Below are 17,795 nucleotides of genomic sequence, written 5' to 3' on the forward strand. Positions count from 1 at the left end.
GGTTACGTCGCGACCGGTACGAGTCCACCGACGACACCGATCTTGCGAAACTTCTGATCGCGTTGCGCGATGAGCTGATCGCTCGGCAGCTCAGCCAGGGCATAGAGCTGATTGGTCAGCGCCTTCGCGACTCGGTCGCACATGGCCCGCGGCTCGCGGTGGGCGCCGCCGAGCGGCTCGGGAATGACTTCGTCGACGATGCCGAGCCCGACGAGATCCTGCGCGGTCATGCGTAGCGACGCTGCGGCATCGGGCACCTTGGTCGGATCGTCGTAGAGAATTGCGGCACAGCCTTCTGGGGAGATGACGGAATAGACGGAATGTTCCAACATCAAAATACGATCGCTCACGCCGAGGGCCAGCGCGCCGCCGCTGCCGCCTTCGCCGATGACGACGGAAATGATGGGCACGGTCAACCGTGACATGACGAAGAGGTTACGAGCGATCGCTTCGGCTTGTCCGCGTTCTTCCGCGCCGATACCGGGATAGGCGCCGGGGGTGTCGATCAGGGTAATGATGGGGCGGTTGAATTTTTCGGCCAAGCGCATGAGGCGCAATGCTTTGCGATAGCCTTCGGGATTCGGCATGCCGAAGTTTCGCTGCATCCGTTCCTTGAGCGTTTTGCCTTTTTGATGACCGATGATCATGACCGAGCGATCGTTGAAGCGGGCGAATCCGCCGACGATGGCGCGGTCGTCGCCGAAGCTGCGATCGCCGTGCAATTCGAGAAATTCGCGGGAGAGTTCGCTGATATAGTCGAGGGTCGTCGGGCGCTGAGGGTGACGGGCCAATTGGGTCCGCTGCCAGGGGGTCAGGGTCGTGTAGAGTTGGTGCTCGACCTGCGCGAGTTTGGTCCGAAGCTTCCGGATTTCTTCCTGCGTGCCGGACTTGGGTGACTCGGCGGAAACCAGCTTCTCGATTTTTTCTTCGAGTTCGCGGATCGGTTTTTCAAAGTCGAGGTAGTCTCTCATGCTCCTGAACTCCCTTACGGGTGTTGCCTAGGTTCCGCCTAGGTTACCAAAGTGATGGCACCTTTGCCCAGTACTTCCTCAATATCGGCGACAAAATGCTCGCTGGGAGTAATTTTGACGTTGGGCAGGGGGGAGGTACGGGCTTCGATGGTGCCACCGAGCGCCATCACCAGGGACACCGTCGATGAGCCGGGATACTTTTGGAAGACCTGCCGAAGCATCGGCAATCTCGTTGAGGCCGACGGGCTGTCGTGCAGGCGAATCATCACCCGCGAGATACCCTTGTTCTGGAGTTCGGCCAACGGTTCGATCTTGGTCCCACGCAACTTGGTGCCCTTGTCCCCGCGATCCACGGTGCCTGTCAACCGTACGACCTGTTCCGGCACGATCATGTCGGCATGGTCTCGATAGAGGTCGGGGAAGGCTATCACTTCTATCACTCCGTGTAAATCCTCAAGGGTGATGTAGGCCATGCGGTCGCCCTTTTTGGTCAGCATGGATTTCACCGCCGTGATGATGCCGCAGAGTTTCACTTCGCGACCGTCCGGCACATCGGCCACCTGCATGCTCGTCGTGTTGGAGAAGAGTTGGATGGCGGCTTCATAGCGGGCCAGCGGATGCGCGCTGATGTAGAAGCCGGTCAACTCGCGCTCGTACTTTAACAGCTCACCCTGGCTCCACTCGGGCACATCGGGCAGGGTCGGATCGGCCAAACTTTGCGGAAGGCCGACGGTCTCGTCGCCGAAGATGCTGGTTTGGCCGACCGCGCGTTCCTTTTGAATGCTCACCCCTTCGTCCATCGCCTGATCGAGGACGGCCAGATATTGTGAGCGCCGGCCTCCCATGGAGTCGAAGGCTCCGGCCTTGATGAGGCCTTCCATCATCCGTTTGTTCAGCTTGCGGAGATCGACGCGGCGGAATAGATCGAAGAACGAGCGGAACGGGCCGCCTTCCGTGCGCGACTCGATGACCGCCTCGACGGCGCCTTCGCCGACATTCTTGATGGCGGCCAGCCCGAAACGAATGCTCTTATCGACGACGGCGAAATCCTTCTGGCTTTGATTCACGTCCGGCGGCAGCACGGGAATCCCGAGCCCCCGGCATTCCGTGAAGTAGCCGACGATCTTGTCGGCGTTGCCCATGTCGGTGGTCATGAGGGACGCCATGAATTCCGTCGGATAATGCGCCTTCAGGTAGGCGGTGTGGTAGCAGACCACGGCGTAGGCGGCGGCGTGTGATTTGTTGAAACCATAGCCGGCGAATTTCTGGATCAGCTCGTACAGTTTGTCGGCTTTTTTCTCCGGGATTTTTTTCTGGCTGGCCCCTTCCAGAAATTTGACCCGGAGCTTCTCCATCTCCTCCGGCTTCTTCTTACCCATGGCGCGGCGGAGAATGTCCGCTTGTCCCAGCGAGAAACCGGCCACCTTGTTGGCGATGGCCATGACCTGCTCCTGGTACACGATGACGCCGTACGTGTCCTTCAGGATCGGCTCGAGTTCAGGCATTTCGTAGGCGATGGGCACCTTCCCCTGCTTGCGCTTGATGAAGTCGGGGATCAGATCCATGGGGCCAGGGCGATAGAGCGCGATGATGGCGATGATGTCCTCGAACCGGTCGGGCTTGAGGCCCATCAGCAGGTCGCGCATGCCGGAGCTTTCCAGCTGGAACACGCCCGTCGTTTTACCGGAGGAGAGCAGCTCGAACGTCGCCTGATCGTCGAAGGGCAGTTGTTCGACCCGCAACGGCGGTTGGTCGGGGCGGCCTTGGTTGACCAACGACTCGGCCCGCTGAATCATCGTCAAGGTCTTCAGCCCGAGAAAGTCGAATTTCACCAGGCCGATTTTTTCGACATCACCCATGGAATATTGGGTGACGATTTCGTCTTTAGGACCTTTGTAGAGCGGGACATGTTCCGTGAGCGGTTGATCGGAAATGACAATGCCGGCCGCATGTGTGGAGGCATGGCGCGCCAGTCCTTCGAGCGACTGCGCCACCGACATGAGTTCCTTGACCTTCACGTCTTTGTCGACGAGTTCCTTGAGGCGCGGTTCCTGTTCGAGCGCTTTGTCGAGCGTCATCTTCAAATCGTCGGGGACCAGTTTGGCGATCCGGTCGACTTCGGCGTAGGGCATTTCAAGCACCCGCCCGACATCGCGGATGGCGGCCTTGGCCTTCATGGTTCCGAATGTGATGATTTGCGCGACGTGGTCTTCGCCGTATTTGTGGATGACGTAGTTGATGACCTCATCCCGGCGATCCATGCAGAAGTCCATGTCGATGTCGGGGAGGGACACCCGCTCGGGATTCAAGAACCGCTCGAACAGGAGCGAGTAGACCAGCGGATCGAGGTCGGTGATGCGGAGGGCATAAGCGACGAGGCTGCCGGCGGCGGAGCCGCGCCCCGGTCCCACGGGGATGCCGCGCGAGCGCGCAAACTTGATGATGTCCCATACGATGAGAAAATACCCGGCGAATCCCATCGAACAGATCACCGCGATTTCTTCCTTCAGCCGGACCTGATAGGCGAGCTCGGGAATGGAGCTCGGGCGTTCCTTGAGGCGTGCGGCGAGCCCTTCCATCGCGAGTTGCTCGACGTAGGTTTCACGCGTGAGCCCTTCCGGCACTTTGAACTGCGGCAGATAGGTTTTGTTGAGGGCCAGTTCGAGGGTGCAGGCTTCGGCGATCTTCACGGTGTTGGAGACGGCCGTCGGCATTTCTTTGAACTCAACCAGCGCCTGCTCGGTGGATTTCACGTAGAGCTGGTCGGTGTCGAATTTCATCCGGTTGGGATCGTTGATCGTTTTCCCGGTCTGCAAGCAGAGCATGAGGTCGTGCGGACGCGAGTCTTCTTTTTTCAGGTAGTGGCAGTCGTTGGTGCCCGCGAGAGGGATGCCGAGCTTCTTGTGGATGTCGAGCAGCCCGTCGTTGGCGATGCGTTGGTGCTCCAACCCGTTGGCTTGCAGTTCGAGATAATAATTGTCCTTGCCGAAAATCTCGCGATACTCGCCCGCCGCTTTGGTGGCGCCGGCCAGATCTTTCTGCCCGATGAGATAGGCGACTTCTCCGCTCAGGCAACCGGACAGGCCGATCAGGCCTTCGTGGTGCTGTTGAAGAATTTCTTTATCCATCCGCGGCTTATAATAAAAACCTTCAAGGTATGCTTTGCTCACAAGCTTGATAAGGTTCTGGTATCCCTTGAGGTTTGTGGCCAGCAGAATGAGGTGGTAGTAGTCGTTGTGCGCGAGGTGCGAATTCTTTTCGAGCCGGCTGCCCGGCGCCATGTAGGCTTCGCAACCGATGATCGGCTTGACCCCGGCTTCTTTGGCCTTCCGGTAAAACTCCACCGCCCCGAACATGTTGCCATGATCGGTCATCGCGACGGCCGGTTGCCCGAACGACTTCACCTGCTGCATCAGGGGGTCGATCTGATTGGCGCCGTCGAGAAGGCTGTATTGGGTGTGGAGATGGAGATGAACGAATTGTGATGCCACGGGGTCCGATTGTAGTGAGGGGGAAAGTTGAAGTCAAACGGAGGGAGGGGGAGGATGGTCGGGGTGTCTGGTCGGCCCTTGCTCGCAGACCGCGCACCCGGATCATTCATGATTTGTAGACAAAGGGCTGTGCTCGGCCGATGCGCGCAGTAGGCGACTAGACACCCCGACCATCGCTATGGTGAGGAAGTTTAGGAAACTTGGAGGGAGTATTGTGATGATGTATATCCGAGGATGCAGTGCGGGTCGTATCCAGCACTCACTATTTCCGCCGTTGACAGTTTCCTTCCTCAAGACTAGCCTATCGTTGATTTTGCGTAGAGCAAGATGCGGCGTTTGACGCTTGAAAACCGAAGCGTCGTTTCAATCCGACTGGAGAACGGGTCGCTCGAATGGCGGAATCAAAAGACGAGAAACCGAAACTGCCGCTAGCCGGTCTGCTGGCGCTGCTATTTGCGGCGGTCAGCAGCCTGATCATCTATCAGGCCCCCATCAAGACATCGCGACCGATCGATAAGGAGGCGGAGAAAATTGCCTCGGTTGTTCGCGAGCGCGTCCAATCCCGGCTCTGGCAGGATCCGTTCGAGGCAGTGGCGACCCATCAGCAGAAAGAGAAAGCTGCCGGGGGTGGTGGGGGGCATGAACACCATACCTCACCCGGCCTCGTCGATGGAGCCCAAACCAGCGAGGGTACATTTTCCTATCTGTTGCTGCCGGTGTTTGTGGACGGGAGTCCCTATGCCAGTGGTGTGGAATCGAGGTTGCGCGATCGCTATGCGTTGGTGTCGGCGCTGGGCGCCGCCGGGTATCTGCCGGAAGCAGGGGAATCCATCCGGTACTTCGAATGGAACTCGACGGCGAATGCGCACACGATCGTACCCTCCGAATGGTTCCTTCCTGGGCCAGGGGTCTCCAAGCTGGACCCGCAGGGCAAGCAGGAGGCTCAGCACATTCTGGTCCTGTGGCTCAAAGAGCAGGATCTCGGTTCGAAGCCATTGCATGAACTAACGTGCTTGGTGAGCTATCTCAAGGATAAGCTGAAGGTACCGCCCTCTGCCCATCGAATAGTAGGGCCCCGCACCTCCGGTACGCTAAGCGCCATGCTGGAGGAACTCAAACCGACTGCGGCCACGCCTAAACCGGTCGCATCGGCATCGTTGTCCGGCGCGCAATTTTATTCTTCCTGGGCCACGGCTGCCGACCCGATACTCTTGGATGAGACCTCTGGTCAGCGGATGGCCAAGCCGGTCGAGGAGCGGTTCACCTCTGCAGGCCTACAGTTGATCCGCACCATTGGCTCCGACGACGTGCTGGCGAAGGAATTGGTGCTGGAATTGGCGCGTCGAAAGATCGACCTGACTGCACCCGCTGAGATTCCTCACATTGCGCTGATCTCCGAATGGGACACGCTCTATGGCCGATCTTTGCCACGGACGTTCGTGGCGGTGACGAACAGGTTGGCGAAAAAGAACGAACAGGCGCTGAAGTATTATCTCGACGAACTTCGCACGGAGCAGTATCCGAACTGGGTGCATCGCTATTCGTATCTCGCCGGCCTCGATGGCGAATTGCCGCCCAAGGATGACGGGAAGGATGCGGGAGGTACCAAGGGCAAATCGGGTGACAAGGGGATGGGTGCCGAGTCGGTGGAAGAGACGCCCGTGGGGCGAAGCCAGCTCGACTATTTGCGCCGATTGGTGGAACAGTTGAAGCAGGAAGAACGCACGGCCGATGGCGAGTTCAGGGCCATCGGGGTGCTGGGCAGCGATGTCTACGACAAGCTCATGATCCTGCAGGCGTTGCGAAAGAATTTCCCTCACGCGCTGTTTTTCACGACCGATCTCGATTCGCGGTTGACTCACTCCAGTCAATTGCCTTGGACGCGCAATCTGGTCGTGGCTTCCCATTTCGGGCTTGAACTCGACCCTAGACTCCAGGCACCCATTCCGCCGTTCCGCGACAGTTATCAAACCGCACTGTTTTATTCGGTGTTGCGGGCTGTGGGGCATCTCAACATGTCGGATGGAACACAGGAGCTTCACCTGCCTGGCGGTCAATCCTTTGCATCCGAGGTGCTGCCGCGTCTGTACGAGGTCGGTCGGCATGGCGCCGTTGATCTCAGTCCGGACCCGGTGCATCAATCCAGTGCGCCGTCCAGTATTCATCTGCCGCGTCTCGATGTCGATCCTGCCAGCGGTGCCCTTCGGCTCCCCGCGTTGCGCACGATCCTTTTGCTCCTGACTGCCGCCGGCCTCATGTTCTGCTGTGCCATCTTGATCAACAGCGAACTCTGGTCGATGTGCAAGCGGCGATCCGGATTGGGGTTCCTTGCCGGTCCGCTGCTGGTGGGCCTGCTTGCGGCCGGGCTGCTCTGCAGTGCGATGCTGGATGGCACGGAGGGGGAACCGTTTTCGTTTACCGACGGGATCAGCGTCTGGCCGACGACGAGTCTGCGCTTGCTCGCGTTTATGCTCTGCGTGATCTTTTTTGCCCATTCCTGGTGGCGGCTGTGGGAAAGCGATCGAACAGTAATTCGGCGATTTCGATTGCGACGTCTTGATGCCGTGCTCTCGCGCCCGTTCCGTTCGTGGATCGGTATCCACCGTTGGTTGCCGCCTCTCCTTGGCCATGCGGAGGCCCGAGAGCTCTGGCACGAGTATCGTCTCCTAGGGGCGTGGAAGGAACGTGTACGGCGCGTGGTGCCGCAGGTGGTGGTGTATGGGTTCTTCGGGTTTGCCCTGATGTTGCAGTTCGGCTTTCCCGTCACGCCCTGTCGGGGTGACGCCTGCTTTTCGCTCAATCGTCTCATCCTGGGGGTAAGCGTCGTCGCTATGACGTTGCTGATGTTTTATGTGGTGGACGCGACTCGCCTCTGTCGTCGCCTGATTCTGATCATGATCGGCACGAGGGTCGAGTGGCCGCAACGGTTGCTCGCGCGGGAAGCCGCCAAGCTTGGCGTGGATCAAGCCTATGTGCACGAATGGCTCGGCATTCAGTTCATCGCGAAACGCACGGCGGTGATCAGTGCCATGATTTACTACCCGTTTGTGATTGTGTTCCTGATGGCGGTGGCGCGACACAGTTACTTCGACCGCTGGGATTTTCCGGTTGGCTTGATCGCGATCTTTACCCTCAACGCGTTGTACGCGTTCGGCAACGGCGTCTTCCTGCGTCGGTCCGCCGAGCGGGCGAAACAGGAGGCGGTGGATCAATTGAAACGCCGGCTCAAGGGCCTGTCCGATGAGCCGGTCTTCAAACGTGCGAAGCGCCGGGAGATCGAGCGCATGGTCACGTTGATCGAACAGACGCAGGAGGGGGCGTTTCTTCCCTTTACCCGCCATCCGCTCTTTGGGGCGATCGCGCTGCCGACGGGCGGCACCGGTCTGGTGTTCCTGCTGGAGTATTTGGCGACCCTGTTATGATGACGGGACCTGGCCGACGCTCCCGGGTATGCCGGACATCCGTTTCCTTGCTTCATCGGAGCGGACCTGTTAGAGTGCAGCTGTTCGTGTACGCCCTTCTGTACCTGGAGGCAGCCGCTTCCGAATCAGTGACGTCTTACGCGATTGTTGTATGTGCCCGCAGTTGTGCCGCCACCGCTGAGCCTACCGCCGAAGGTTGTTCCTCCGTCGTTCGCACTTTCAGCTCGTCACCGCCGTGGGAATCTTTTTACCCGTTCTAGAGGTGTGTCGTTGTTTCACGAATTCTGTTCCATTCTCCGGGCATGCTTCCGCCAATCTGCAGGCAGCCTGTCTCACATGGTCATCGTGGCGATGAGCGCGGGCATTGCGCTGCTGCTGCCGGTCGGAGCCGCCCGATTCTCGTCGTTCTGGTCGCATGTCGAACAGGACAAAGTTTTGCTCATTGCCGTCGAGATGGTCGCCGCGGTGCTGTTGATGGCCGGCATCAACTTCGTCCATCTCAGTCTGCGCGATCGGGCGCTTGCCAATGCTGCGCGTGGTGCCGGGCTCGTCTCCTTCTTCCCGCGGCGCGGGCCGGAGGTGCATCAGCGCATTCAGGCGTTGAAGGACGAGCAGGGCACCGGTCGTTCGGTCATGGTGATCGGCTCCAGTGGGGCCGGGAACCTGGTGGATCACGTCGGCGATTTGTCGTCGGTCCTCGACAAGTGCCTGGAAGCGAAGATCCTCCTGGTCAATCCGTTCCACCGGGAGGTGCGCGCCCGCATGGCGACATTGGCCCATCCCGACAATCCGTACCCGCGATTCCGAGAGGACGTTCGACAGAGCATTGCGTTGCTCAAGCGTCTCAAAGCGATGGGGAAAGTCGTGAGGCTCAAGCTCTATCCGGATGCTCCGCTGGTCAAGCTGGTGATCTTGGGCGAGTATCTCTGGTTGCAGCATGGTCCCGCCGATCTGGCTGTGCAGCACATGCCGGAATATGTCCTGCGGCGCAGTCGTAAGGACCAGGGCCTGTATACCTTCTACGCGCACTATTTCTTGCAGCATTGGGAGAGTGCCGATTTTCCAGAATACGATTTGGAGACCGATGAATTGGTGTACCGGAGTCGAACCGGTCAGGAGATCAGGCGTGAGCCGGTTGAAATCGGGCCCTCTGCGTTCGTTCACCACCCCGCCGAGAATCCTCGCGTCGATGCTGGTGATCCCTTCCAGTTGCTGCACGCACCAGGGCCCTACCTGCCGGTTCGCGGGTATGATGTCGACTAGCCTCGCGTGGTGCTATGACTACTCCGAGAGCAGGCGTAGCGGTTCATTGCTCGCGCGCAATGGTCGGCGGCATGGTAGTACTATAGCGGTTGCGCGACTTGGGCACGTGGTCATGTCTAGGACTGAAACTGGAGACGTGAAGGAATGAGCAATGGCATCGAACGGCGTCCGCTTCCGCGAGAAATAGCGTTTTTCTCTTATGGGTTCCGGCCGTTTTTTCTGGGCGGCGCGTTGTTTGCCGGTGTGGCGATTCCCGCCTGGATCAGCATTCTCGTCAGCACGGGCAATGCAGCGCTGCTCTCGACGGCCCGGGACTGGCACGTGCACGAGATGCTCTTTGGTTTTCTCCCGGCGGTGATCGCCGGCTTCCTCCTCACAGCTGTGCCGAACTGGACCGACCGGCCTGCCGTCAAGGGCCGGGAGTTGATGCTGCTATTTGGGGTGTGGGGAATCGGACGTGTGGCCATGGCTCTTCCGACCGGCTTGCCGCTGCTCACAGCGTTGCTCGACGGGGCGTTTCTCGTGTGTCTCGCCGGGGTGGTGTGGCGGGAACTGGCTGCCGGGAAGAGTTGGAATCAGGCTCCGGTCGGTGTCGTGATCAGTTGCTATGCCTGCGCGAATCTTTGGTTCCATCTGTCGGCGTGGAGTGATGCGGATACGGATCGTCCGTTTCGTATGGCGCTCGCGCTGATGATGGTACTTCTCACGCTGATCGGCGGACGACTGGTGCCCAATTTTACAAGAGAGTTTCTCGGCGGGGAGGGGCGAGCCGAACGGCCCGCGCGATTCTCGCATTTCGATACGGTTGCGATTGGACTGGTGACGATGGCGGCGGTCTCCTGGACGGTCTCTCCTCACGCACAGCCTACCGGTTGGATCCTCTTGGCCGCCGGGGTGATGCAGGTGGCTCGCTTGCTGCGTTGGTACGGATGGCTCACCTGGCGTGAACCGCTGGTGTTCGTGCTGCATTGGGGATATGGCTGGGTGGCGGCGGCGTTGCTCTTGCTCGGATGCGCGATTGTCGGAATCGGGTTATCGAAGGAGGACGCGGTCCATGCGCTGACCACCGGCGCGATCGGCGTGATGACGTTGGGGGTGATGACCCGAGCCAGCCTGGGCCACACGGGACGTCCCCGGCATGCGGGGCCAGCGACGATCTGCATGTACAGTCTGGTGACAGTCGGGGCGCTGGTGCGGGTGTTTGGCCTCAGCACCGGCCTTCCACCCACTCTCGTGTTCGGTGTGGCCGCCGCGGCGTGGAGTGGAGCCTATTTCTTGTTTGCGTTGGTCTATGGACCGTATCTGCTGCGTCCGAGCCTGGATGAGTGAGGGGCAGGGAGTGTTCTGGTCGGTGCGGCGTTCGACGTGTCAGGAGCAGAGGAGAATGTTACAACTCTTCCCCGTATTTCAGGAAATGTTGCTCCTTGGCGCCGGCGATCCAGTTATCGTGGCGGATGCGGTCCGGGAACGTGTTGAGTTCCGACGCCATCTGCTCGACGTCCTGATCTTTCCATTCGGCGATTTGTCGGAAGGTAAACATGCCCATGCGATTGAGTACACGTTCCATCACCGGTCCGATGCCATGGATTTGCTTGAGGTCGTCTTTTTGAGCCGACCGATGTTTACCCGTGCCCCGTCCGGCGGTTGAGCTGCCGTGCGTGCCTGAGTCGGCGGCAGCTGCCGCTTTGGCCTGCGCACCATGTCGTTGCGCGACTCGATATTCCACGAGCCGTTTGCGAAGAGCCGCGATCTCCTCTTCCCGTTCGCTGACATCCATGATCCGGCGTTCTTCTGCTTCGCGGAGTGCGAGTTCTTTCTTTTCCACCTCGCTGCGGAACACTTCCAGTTCTTCCACGGTCGCGCGCAGCCGTTGGATCTCCTGATCACGTTGTTGCACCGTTTCGGTGAAACGTGTGAGATCGTCCTGATTTTGCGTCCGCAGTCGGGCCAGTTCGGCTTCAATATCGGCGATACGCGATTGATGCCGGTCGAGTTCCTGCTCTTTGCTCTGGAGTGTGGAGGCAGCCTGTGCACGATCCTGCTTGAGCTCTTGTTCCAGCCGGCTGCTTCGTTCGCGGAACGGTTCCAACTCTTCGGTGCGTGCGCGTAGGCGGGCGATCTCGGCATCTTTCGGGGCGAGTTGTTCCACCCAGGTCTTGAGGGTGGCGATTTCCTGGTCCCGGCTGATCAGCACGTCTTCAGCGTTTTCCATTTGGGCCTGCATCTCGGCGAAGCCCGCCTGCTGCCCCTTGAACTTGTTTTCGGCTTCTTCGACTTCGCGCCGGAGCGTGTCGCGTTCCCGCTCGATGGCATGGAGACGCACACCCTTTTCCCGCACCTCTGTCTGCAGCGCCGTCAGCTGTTCGACCTTGGTCGCCAAGTCTGCGGTCAGGTCCTTCAGCGCCGCCTCGGAGGTGATCATTTTCCCTTCCAGCATTTGCACGGCGGACGTGCGGACCTTCAACTCATGGTTGAGGGTGTCCAATTCGTGTTCACGGCCGCGGAGCCGGGTGGCAATTTCGGACAACTGCTGGCGCTTCTCCGAGGTGGCGAAACTGCGCAGGAGCCACCCCATCATCAACCCGATGGTCGCCGCCACCAGTAAGCATCCGATCATTTGCAGAATCAGGGATCCCATACGTTCACCGTTCCTCTTTCACACGAAATTCAATCCGCCGGTTCTTCTTCGACGCGGCGCGCGTCCGGTCTTGGCTGAGCGGACGGCTGGCTCCGTAGCCGACGGCGGTCAGTCGATTGGTCACGCCATGGTCAGCCAAATATTGGCGGACGGATTCCGCGCGCGTGCGGCTGAGTTGGAGGTTGTAATCAGGATCGCCATAGGAGTCGGTGTGGCCGCCGATTTCGATGACCGACTCCGGGGATCGTTTGAGGGCCGGAATCACCTTATCGATGACGGCTCGTCCTTTAGGCGTGAGGACCGCACTGTTACTTTCGAAGGCGATATGTTCTCCACGCAACACCTCATCCAGTCCGGCCTGCATCTGGGCGCGGGAGGCATGGACTGTGGGCGCAACCTGGACGGCAGGCAGCGCCACCGGCGCGGTCGAAGCGGCTGAAGCCACGGTGAGCTGATCCTGCACATGGATCGAACTCCCGAGGGAGGCGGCGAGGTCGTGCAGAAGTTTTGATTTGGCTTCTCCGCTTGCGACCGTCCCTTTGACCGTGACCGTCTGCTCAGCGAGCGAGACCGTGGCTTGATGCTGATGGAGCAGCGCGACGTGTGTTAAGAGGGCCGGCAAGGCGGTTTCCCAGGCAGCGGGATAGGCGTCTTCAAGGATGTCGAGATTGTCGGTGACACGGAGCTTGAGTCCTTTGGACAACTCTTGTGCGCGGGTGACGGCCGCAGCCTTGGCTTCTTCACTGGCCACCGCGCCGGAGAGGGTCAGTTGACCGTTCTCGACGTGTGCGCGGAACGTGGGGTGGCCGCTCGCCGACGACGTCACCGGAAGGTGTCTCGGGATGCAGATGAGCGCCAGGAGTGTGAGTGCGAAGAATCCGACTGCGAAAATAATTCCGCGCGACATGCGCCAGCCTTTGTCGACCCAGGCACGAGGCCTCACTGCGGCATGAAATCGCCGCAGGGCGGGTGTCTTCTCAAGACTTCGAGTGTTACTTGATTGATGGAATGCGCCGGCTTCGGCCGATGCGCCACTACGATGCGAAGGGTATCACAACGTCAAGACTCATGCTAGCCCGGAATCGTGGGTAAAAGGCTTGCCCGTCCATTCAAATGTGCAGGCGTGCGGCAGGGAAGTCGAGGCGGTCAGAGCCCCGCTCAACTTGCAGTGGCGTCGAGGCATCTGCTATTGTCACGGCGTTTTTTCGTCCAATGTGATCCCACCCACAACGATATCCATAGTTGAAGGAGTTCATCATGGCCAGCATTGCGCGGGCACTGATCAGTGTTTCTGACAAGACGGGAGTCATCGATATGGCCAAGGGATTGGCGGCCCTTGGTGCGGAAGTGTTGTCGACTGGCGGTACGGCCAAAGCTCTGCGTGACGCGGGCGTGGCGGTGACCGACGTCGCAGCGTACACCGGCTCCCCGGAGATTCTCGACGGGCGCGTGAAGACCCTGCACCCGAAAATTCACGGCGGGTTGCTCGGCCGTCGGGGCGTACCTGCTCACGTGACGCAGATGCAGCAGCATGGCATCGGCAACATCGATGTCGTCGTGGTGAATTTGTATCCGTTCGAATCGACGATCGCCAAGCCGAATTGTCCGTTTGAGGAAGCGATTGAGAATATCGATATCGGCGGGCCGTCGATGTTGCGCTCTGCCGCGAAGAACCATGAGGATGTGCTCGTGGTCGTCGATCCTGCCGACTACGGTCGCGTGTTGGAGGCATTGAAGGCCGGATCAGTCACGCCGGCCTTGCGACGTGAATTGGCCATGAAAGTGTTTCAGCACACCGCGCGCTACGACAGTTTGATCGCGGGTTACCTCGAAAAGCAGGTGCAGGGGAGCGAGGTGAAATTCCCGGCCATTCTCTCGCTGCAATTCGAGCGCGTGGAGACGCTCCGCTATGGAGAGAACCCCCACCAGCAGGGCGCCTTCTATCGCGAATTGAACGCGAAGGAGCCGGCGGTGTCGCGCGGAAAGATCCTGCATGGCAAGGCCATGTCCTACAATAATTTTCTGGATGCGAATTCCGCGCTCGAACTGGTGAAGGAGTTTGATCAGACGGCGGTGGCCATCATCAAGCACAACAATCCCTGTGGCTGTGCGTTGGGCGCAACGCCGGTTGAGGCATATGTGAAGGCGCGTGCGACGGATCCCGTCTCGGCCTTCGGCGGCGTGATTGCGTTCAATCGCCAGGTGGATCTGGCTGCGGCGAAAGAGATCACCTCGACCTTCGTGGAGGTCGTCATTGCGCCGGGGTTTGCCGAAGATGCCTTGGCCGAACTCAAACGGAAGAAGGACATCCGGTTGCTGGATGTTGGGCCTCTGAGCAAGGCTACCGCTGAAGGGTATGATCTGAAGAAATTGGTCGGAGGGCTGATCGTGCAGGATCGGGACCTCGGTGTGATCAAGGACATCAAGGCCCTGGCCGTACCGACCGCGCGCAAACCGACCGAAGAGGAATATGCGGCCTGCGCCTTCGCCTGGGTGGTGTGTAAACACGTGAAGTCGAACGCCATCATCTATGGGCGTCCCGGCGAAATCGTGGGTATCGGTGCCGGCCAGATGAGCCGCGTCGATTCGGTGAAGCTCGCGGCGATGAAGGCCCAATCGTCCGTGAAGGGCTGCGTGATGGCATCCGACGCGTTCTTTCCGTTCCGTGACGGGATCGATGCGGCGGCAGAAGCCGGCATTACCTGTGTGATTCAGCCAGGCGGATCCATCCGTGACCCCGAAGTGACGAAGGCGGTGGATGAGCATGGGATGGCGATGATTCTCACCGGTATGCGCCACTTCCGCCATTGAGGGACGTTGAAACGGGCCTCCGACTGCGTTCTCGGCTCGAAAAAAATCCTCAACGTAGCCCTGAGGCTACGCCTCCGGTTTTTTCTCGTCTGTGGCCTTGTCGGTAGACCCGTTTGAACGCCCTCAGGAATTTCGAGATCTGGGCTGAGCGAGACATTCTGGAAGCCTTGGTATGAGCATCGTGGGTACATCATTGAAGTAAAGGTTGAGCTGTGAAGATTCTAGTTGTCGGCAGTGGTGGGCGGGAACATGCCATGGTGTGGAAGCTCGCCCAGAGTCCGAGAAAGCCGCAGATCTTTTGTGCGCCGGGCAATGCCGGGATCGAAGGACTGGCGACCTGTGTGCCGATCAAGGCGGATGACATCGCCGGACTCAAGGACTTTGCGTTACAGGAGCAGATCGATCTCACGGTAGTCGGTCCGGAAGCGCCGCTCGCGCTTGGGATTGCCGATGAGTTCCGGAAGGCGCGTTTGAAAATCTTCGGTCCGACCAAAGCTGCTGCGAGGCTGGAGTCGAGCAAAAGCTTTTCGAAGGAGATCATGACCGCCAACCGGATTCCGACCGCAGTCTCGCGAAGTTTCGAGCAGATGGATCAGGCGCTGGCCTACCTGGATGCGCAGCCTGTGCCGATCGTGGTGAAGGCCGACGGGCTGGCGCAGGGCAAGGGGGTGGTCGTGGCCACCACGCGCGAGGACGCCAAGCAGGCGGTGCGCGATGCGATGGAGAAGTCCGTCTTCGGCCAGGCAGGAGAGCGGGTGCTGATCGAGGAGTTTCTCGACGGGGAAGAACTGACCATCATGGCGTTTACCGACGGGAAGACCGTCGTGCCGATGATTCCGGCACAGGATCACAAGCGGGTGGGGGACGGAGATGCCGGTCCCAACACCGGCGGAATGGGTGCCTACGCTCCGGCTCCCATTGCCACGGCTGCGCTTCGTGAACAGGTCACACGGCAGGTCCTTCAGCCCACCGTCGATGCGCTGGCGCGCCTGGGCTGTCCGTTTCAAGGTGTGCTCTATGCGGGCCTCATGATCGTCAAGGGGACGCCGTATGTCTTGGAGTTCAACGCGCGAATGGGAGATCCCGAAACCGAAGTCGTGTTGCCGCTCTTGCAGACGGACCTGCTCGAAGTCATGGAGGCGGTGGTTGAGCATCGTCTCGATCAGCTCACCGTGGAATGGCGGCAGGAGACGGCGGTGTGCGTGGTCCTGACGTCTCCAGGGTATCCGGGCGCCTATCCGACTGGATTGCCGATTCAAGGATTGCCTGCTCCGTCGAATACGGCACCGATCGCCGTGTTTCACGCCGGCACCAAGCGGGATGCTGAGCAGGTGGTCACTGCCGGAGGGCGAGTGTTGGCCGTCACGGCCTGGGCGCCGTCGCTCCTCCAAGCGAGAACAGAAGTGTATCAGGCGGTGCCGGCGATTTCGTTCCAAGGTCGGCACTATCGGACCGATATCGCGCATCGAGCGCTGCCGCGCAATTCCTGATCCGTCATCGGATCGGGCCATCACATGGCACTGGTTCTCCCGTTTACCGATCCATCCTGTGACGTCGCACTGCCGGAGGTGCAGCGTGTGCTGGCTGCACATGGCGTCGTCGCACTTCCCACCGAGACGTACTATGGTCTGGCCGTTCGTCCGACCGACGAAGCGGCCCTGCGCCGCATGGTCGCAGTGAAGGGGCGTCCGCCCGATAAACCCATTCTGGTGTTGATCGGATCTCGGGAGCAATTGGCTCCCCTGGTTGGGTCTGTCTCTCCAACCGCCTCCCTCTTGATGGAGTTGTTCTGGCCAGGCCCCTTGACCATCGTGTTTCCGGCCGCCCCTGGACTCTCGTCGTTGCTGACGGCCGGGAGCGGGACGATCGGGGTCCGCTGGTCTCCGTTGCCGACGCTGCAGCGACTGTTGGTCCACACCGGCCCGCTGACCGGAACGAGTGCGAATCGCTCATCCGAGCCACCCATCGATACTGCGGGCGCTGTGCAGGATGCGTTCGGAGCCAGTATTGATCTGATTCTCGACGGCGGCCGCACGCCCGGCGGCCAGGCGTCCACCGTCGTTGATGCCGGCGAACATCCTCAACTCCTTCGGGCCGGAGTGATTTCAGCGGACCGAATTCGAACGGCCCTGGAGCGAGCAGGGTACACACTTTCATCATGATTTGATGGTGCGTAGTCGCTATAATTCACCCACATGGGAGGATCATTTATGCTCATTCGTTCACGCCGCGCGGTGAGAGGATTGTTTGTGCTTGGGGTCAGCAGCATGCTGCTGACGGGATGTGACTTTTGGCCGCCGGCGCTTCAAGCTCAAATCGAACAGTTGCATGCAGAAGCCCAACAGGCTGCGGCGGACAAGGCCTTGCTGCAGAATCAGCTCAACGCGGCGAACAAAGCGAAGGAGGAGTTGCAGATTCGTGTGGAAGATCTGACGCGGGTGAATAAGGAAAAATCCGCAATGATCGCGAATCTTGAGCACACCATGGCGGCGGCCCGCGAGCGTGCGGCAAAAGCGGTGAAGACGACTCCCGCGAAACCTGCGACAAAACCAGCTGTCAAGAAATCGACCAAGCCTGCAGGCAAGAGCGGCGTGAAGTCCACGGGGAGGTCGGCCACCCAGAAGAAATCCAACGCGGCTCCTGCTAAACGTGTAAGCCCCTAGGGAAGCGCTGAGCCTGTCGCTCGCTCTGATACAAGAGCGGGCAGACGGTGGTCAGCGAACCTGAGTCGCGCTTGCTGCGGCAGCGAACGGTTTCTGCCCGCCGCTTCCCTTAGTTGCCGGACGACGAGGTGGAACTCGAGCTGGATGTCCCTGAGCTGGGTGTGCTTGTCGCGGGCGCGGCGCTGGTCGTGGAGGTCGTCGCTGGAGCGGCGGCCGGAGCGCTGGCCGTGCTCTCACTGGTCGTTGGTGTCGCGGGTTTCTCGGTCGTTGCTGCCGCTGGTTTTTCCGCCGTGTCGCTTCCTCCCGGTTTCATCTTGTCCGAGTAGTCGGTGATATACCAGCCGCTGCCTTTGAACATGATGGCCGGCGGCGAAATCAATTTCGTCACTTCCTTCCCGCACCGCACACATTCCTTGATCGGGTCGTCCTTAATGCTCTGCTTCACCTCGAACCGGTGGGCGCAACTCGTACACTGATACTCATAGATTGGCACGGGGTATTCCTCCTCTGCTCTCACAGCGCACAGTATGCGAATT

At 59.9% G+C, this 17,795-nt stretch carries 12 protein-coding genes; 7 read left to right on the plus strand and 5 right to left on the minus strand.

What is annotated here, in order from left to right; all coding sequences use genetic code 11:
• Positions 1–2: 2 nt before the first annotated feature.
• The gene (locus JNL86_00625; protein MBL8041406.1) at positions 3–971 is read right to left on the minus strand and encodes an acetyl-CoA carboxylase carboxyltransferase subunit alpha; all 969 of its coding nucleotides are present in this window, start codon (positions 969–971) and stop codon (positions 3–5) included.
• Between the two features lie 38 nt (positions 972–1,009).
• Entirely contained in the window at positions 1,010–4,462 is a 3,453-nt protein-coding gene (locus JNL86_00630; protein ID MBL8041407.1) for a DNA polymerase III subunit alpha, read from the minus strand.
• A gap of 392 nt (positions 4,463–4,854) precedes the next feature.
• Here JNL86_00630 and JNL86_00635 point away from each other — a divergent pair, with 392 nt between their 5' ends.
• The 3 genes from JNL86_00635 (at position 4,855) to JNL86_00645 (ending at position 10,476) form a co-directional block, all read left to right on the plus strand.
• Positions 4,855–7,884: a hypothetical protein gene (locus JNL86_00635; protein MBL8041408.1), complete on the plus strand. Its 3,030-nt coding sequence runs from the start codon at positions 4,855–4,857 to the stop codon at positions 7,882–7,884.
• Positions 7,885–8,220: 336 nt separating this feature from the next.
• Positions 8,221–9,147 (plus strand): hypothetical protein, encoded by a 927-nt coding sequence (locus JNL86_00640; GenBank protein ID MBL8041409.1) that lies wholly within the window; start codon positions 8,221–8,223, stop codon positions 9,145–9,147.
• A gap of 144 nt (positions 9,148–9,291) precedes the next feature.
• Positions 9,292–10,476, plus strand: a complete 1,185-nt coding sequence (locus tag JNL86_00645; GenBank protein ID MBL8041410.1) for an NnrS family protein — start codon at positions 9,292–9,294, stop codon at positions 10,474–10,476.
• A gap of 58 nt (positions 10,477–10,534) precedes the next feature.
• On the opposite strand, the gene JNL86_00650 is transcribed toward JNL86_00645, so the two are convergent.
• Positions 10,535–11,785: a hypothetical protein gene (locus JNL86_00650; GenBank protein ID MBL8041411.1), complete on the minus strand. Its 1,251-nt coding sequence runs from the start codon at positions 11,783–11,785 to the stop codon at positions 10,535–10,537.
• Between the two features lie 4 nt (positions 11,786–11,789).
• Positions 11,790–12,692, minus strand: a complete 903-nt coding sequence (locus tag JNL86_00655) for an OmpA family protein (GenBank protein ID MBL8041412.1) — start codon at positions 12,690–12,692, stop codon at positions 11,790–11,792.
• 359 nt (positions 12,693–13,051) lie between these two features.
• On the opposite strand from JNL86_00655, the gene purH reads away from it, so the two are divergent.
• From purH to JNL86_00675, 4 genes are all read left to right on the plus strand, one after another.
• Positions 13,052–14,596: a bifunctional phosphoribosylaminoimidazolecarboxamide formyltransferase/IMP cyclohydrolase gene (gene purH, locus JNL86_00660; GenBank protein ID MBL8041413.1), complete on the plus strand. Its 1,545-nt coding sequence runs from the start codon at positions 13,052–13,054 to the stop codon at positions 14,594–14,596.
• A 212-nt stretch (positions 14,597–14,808) separates the two neighbouring features.
• Complete coding sequence (gene purD, locus JNL86_00665) at positions 14,809–16,086, plus strand: phosphoribosylamine--glycine ligase (GenBank protein ID MBL8041414.1); 1,278 nt, start codon at positions 14,809–14,811, stop codon at positions 16,084–16,086.
• Between the two features lie 24 nt (positions 16,087–16,110).
• Positions 16,111–16,758, plus strand: a complete 648-nt coding sequence (locus tag JNL86_00670; protein ID MBL8041415.1) for a threonylcarbamoyl-AMP synthase — start codon at positions 16,111–16,113, stop codon at positions 16,756–16,758.
• Positions 16,759–16,806: 48 nt separating this feature from the next.
• Positions 16,807–17,259, plus strand: a complete 453-nt coding sequence (locus JNL86_00675) for a hypothetical protein (protein ID MBL8041416.1) — start codon at positions 16,807–16,809, stop codon at positions 17,257–17,259.
• Between the two features lie 109 nt (positions 17,260–17,368).
• Here the strand turns inward: JNL86_00675 and JNL86_00680 are convergent, their stop codons facing one another.
• Positions 17,369–17,752 (minus strand): transcriptional regulator, encoded by a 384-nt coding sequence (locus JNL86_00680; protein MBL8041417.1) that lies wholly within the window; start codon positions 17,750–17,752, stop codon positions 17,369–17,371.
• Between the last annotated feature and the right edge of the window lie 43 nt (positions 17,753–17,795).

It is taken from the genome of Nitrospira sp., from assembly GCA_016788885.1.
In the GTDB taxonomy this organism is placed as follows: domain Bacteria; phylum Nitrospirota; class Nitrospiria; order Nitrospirales; family Nitrospiraceae; genus Nitrospira_A.

What these genes read in the sequence shown, in the direction of transcription:
- JNL86_00625 (MBL8041406.1), bottom strand. Translation starts at nt 971, where the DNA reads ATGAGAGACTACCTCGACTTTGAAAAACCGATCCGCGAACTCGAAGAA.
- JNL86_00635 (MBL8041408.1), top strand. Translation starts at nt 4,855, where the DNA reads ATGGCGGAATCAAAAGACGAGAAACCGAAACTGCCGCTAGCCGGTCTG.
- JNL86_00640 (MBL8041409.1), top strand. Translation starts at nt 8,221, where the DNA reads ATGGTCATCGTGGCGATGAGCGCGGGCATTGCGCTGCTGCTGCCGGTC.
- JNL86_00645 (MBL8041410.1), top strand. Translation starts at nt 9,292, where the DNA reads ATGAGCAATGGCATCGAACGGCGTCCGCTTCCGCGAGAAATAGCGTTT.
- JNL86_00650 (MBL8041411.1), bottom strand. Translation starts at nt 11,785, where the DNA reads ATGGGATCCCTGATTCTGCAAATGATCGGATGCTTACTGGTGGCGGCG.
- JNL86_00655 (MBL8041412.1), bottom strand. Translation starts at nt 12,692, where the DNA reads ATGTCGCGCGGAATTATTTTCGCAGTCGGATTCTTCGCACTCACACTC.
- JNL86_00670 (MBL8041415.1), top strand. Translation starts at nt 16,111, where the DNA reads ATGGCACTGGTTCTCCCGTTTACCGATCCATCCTGTGACGTCGCACTG.
- JNL86_00675 (MBL8041416.1), top strand. Translation starts at nt 16,807, where the DNA reads ATGCTCATTCGTTCACGCCGCGCGGTGAGAGGATTGTTTGTGCTTGGG.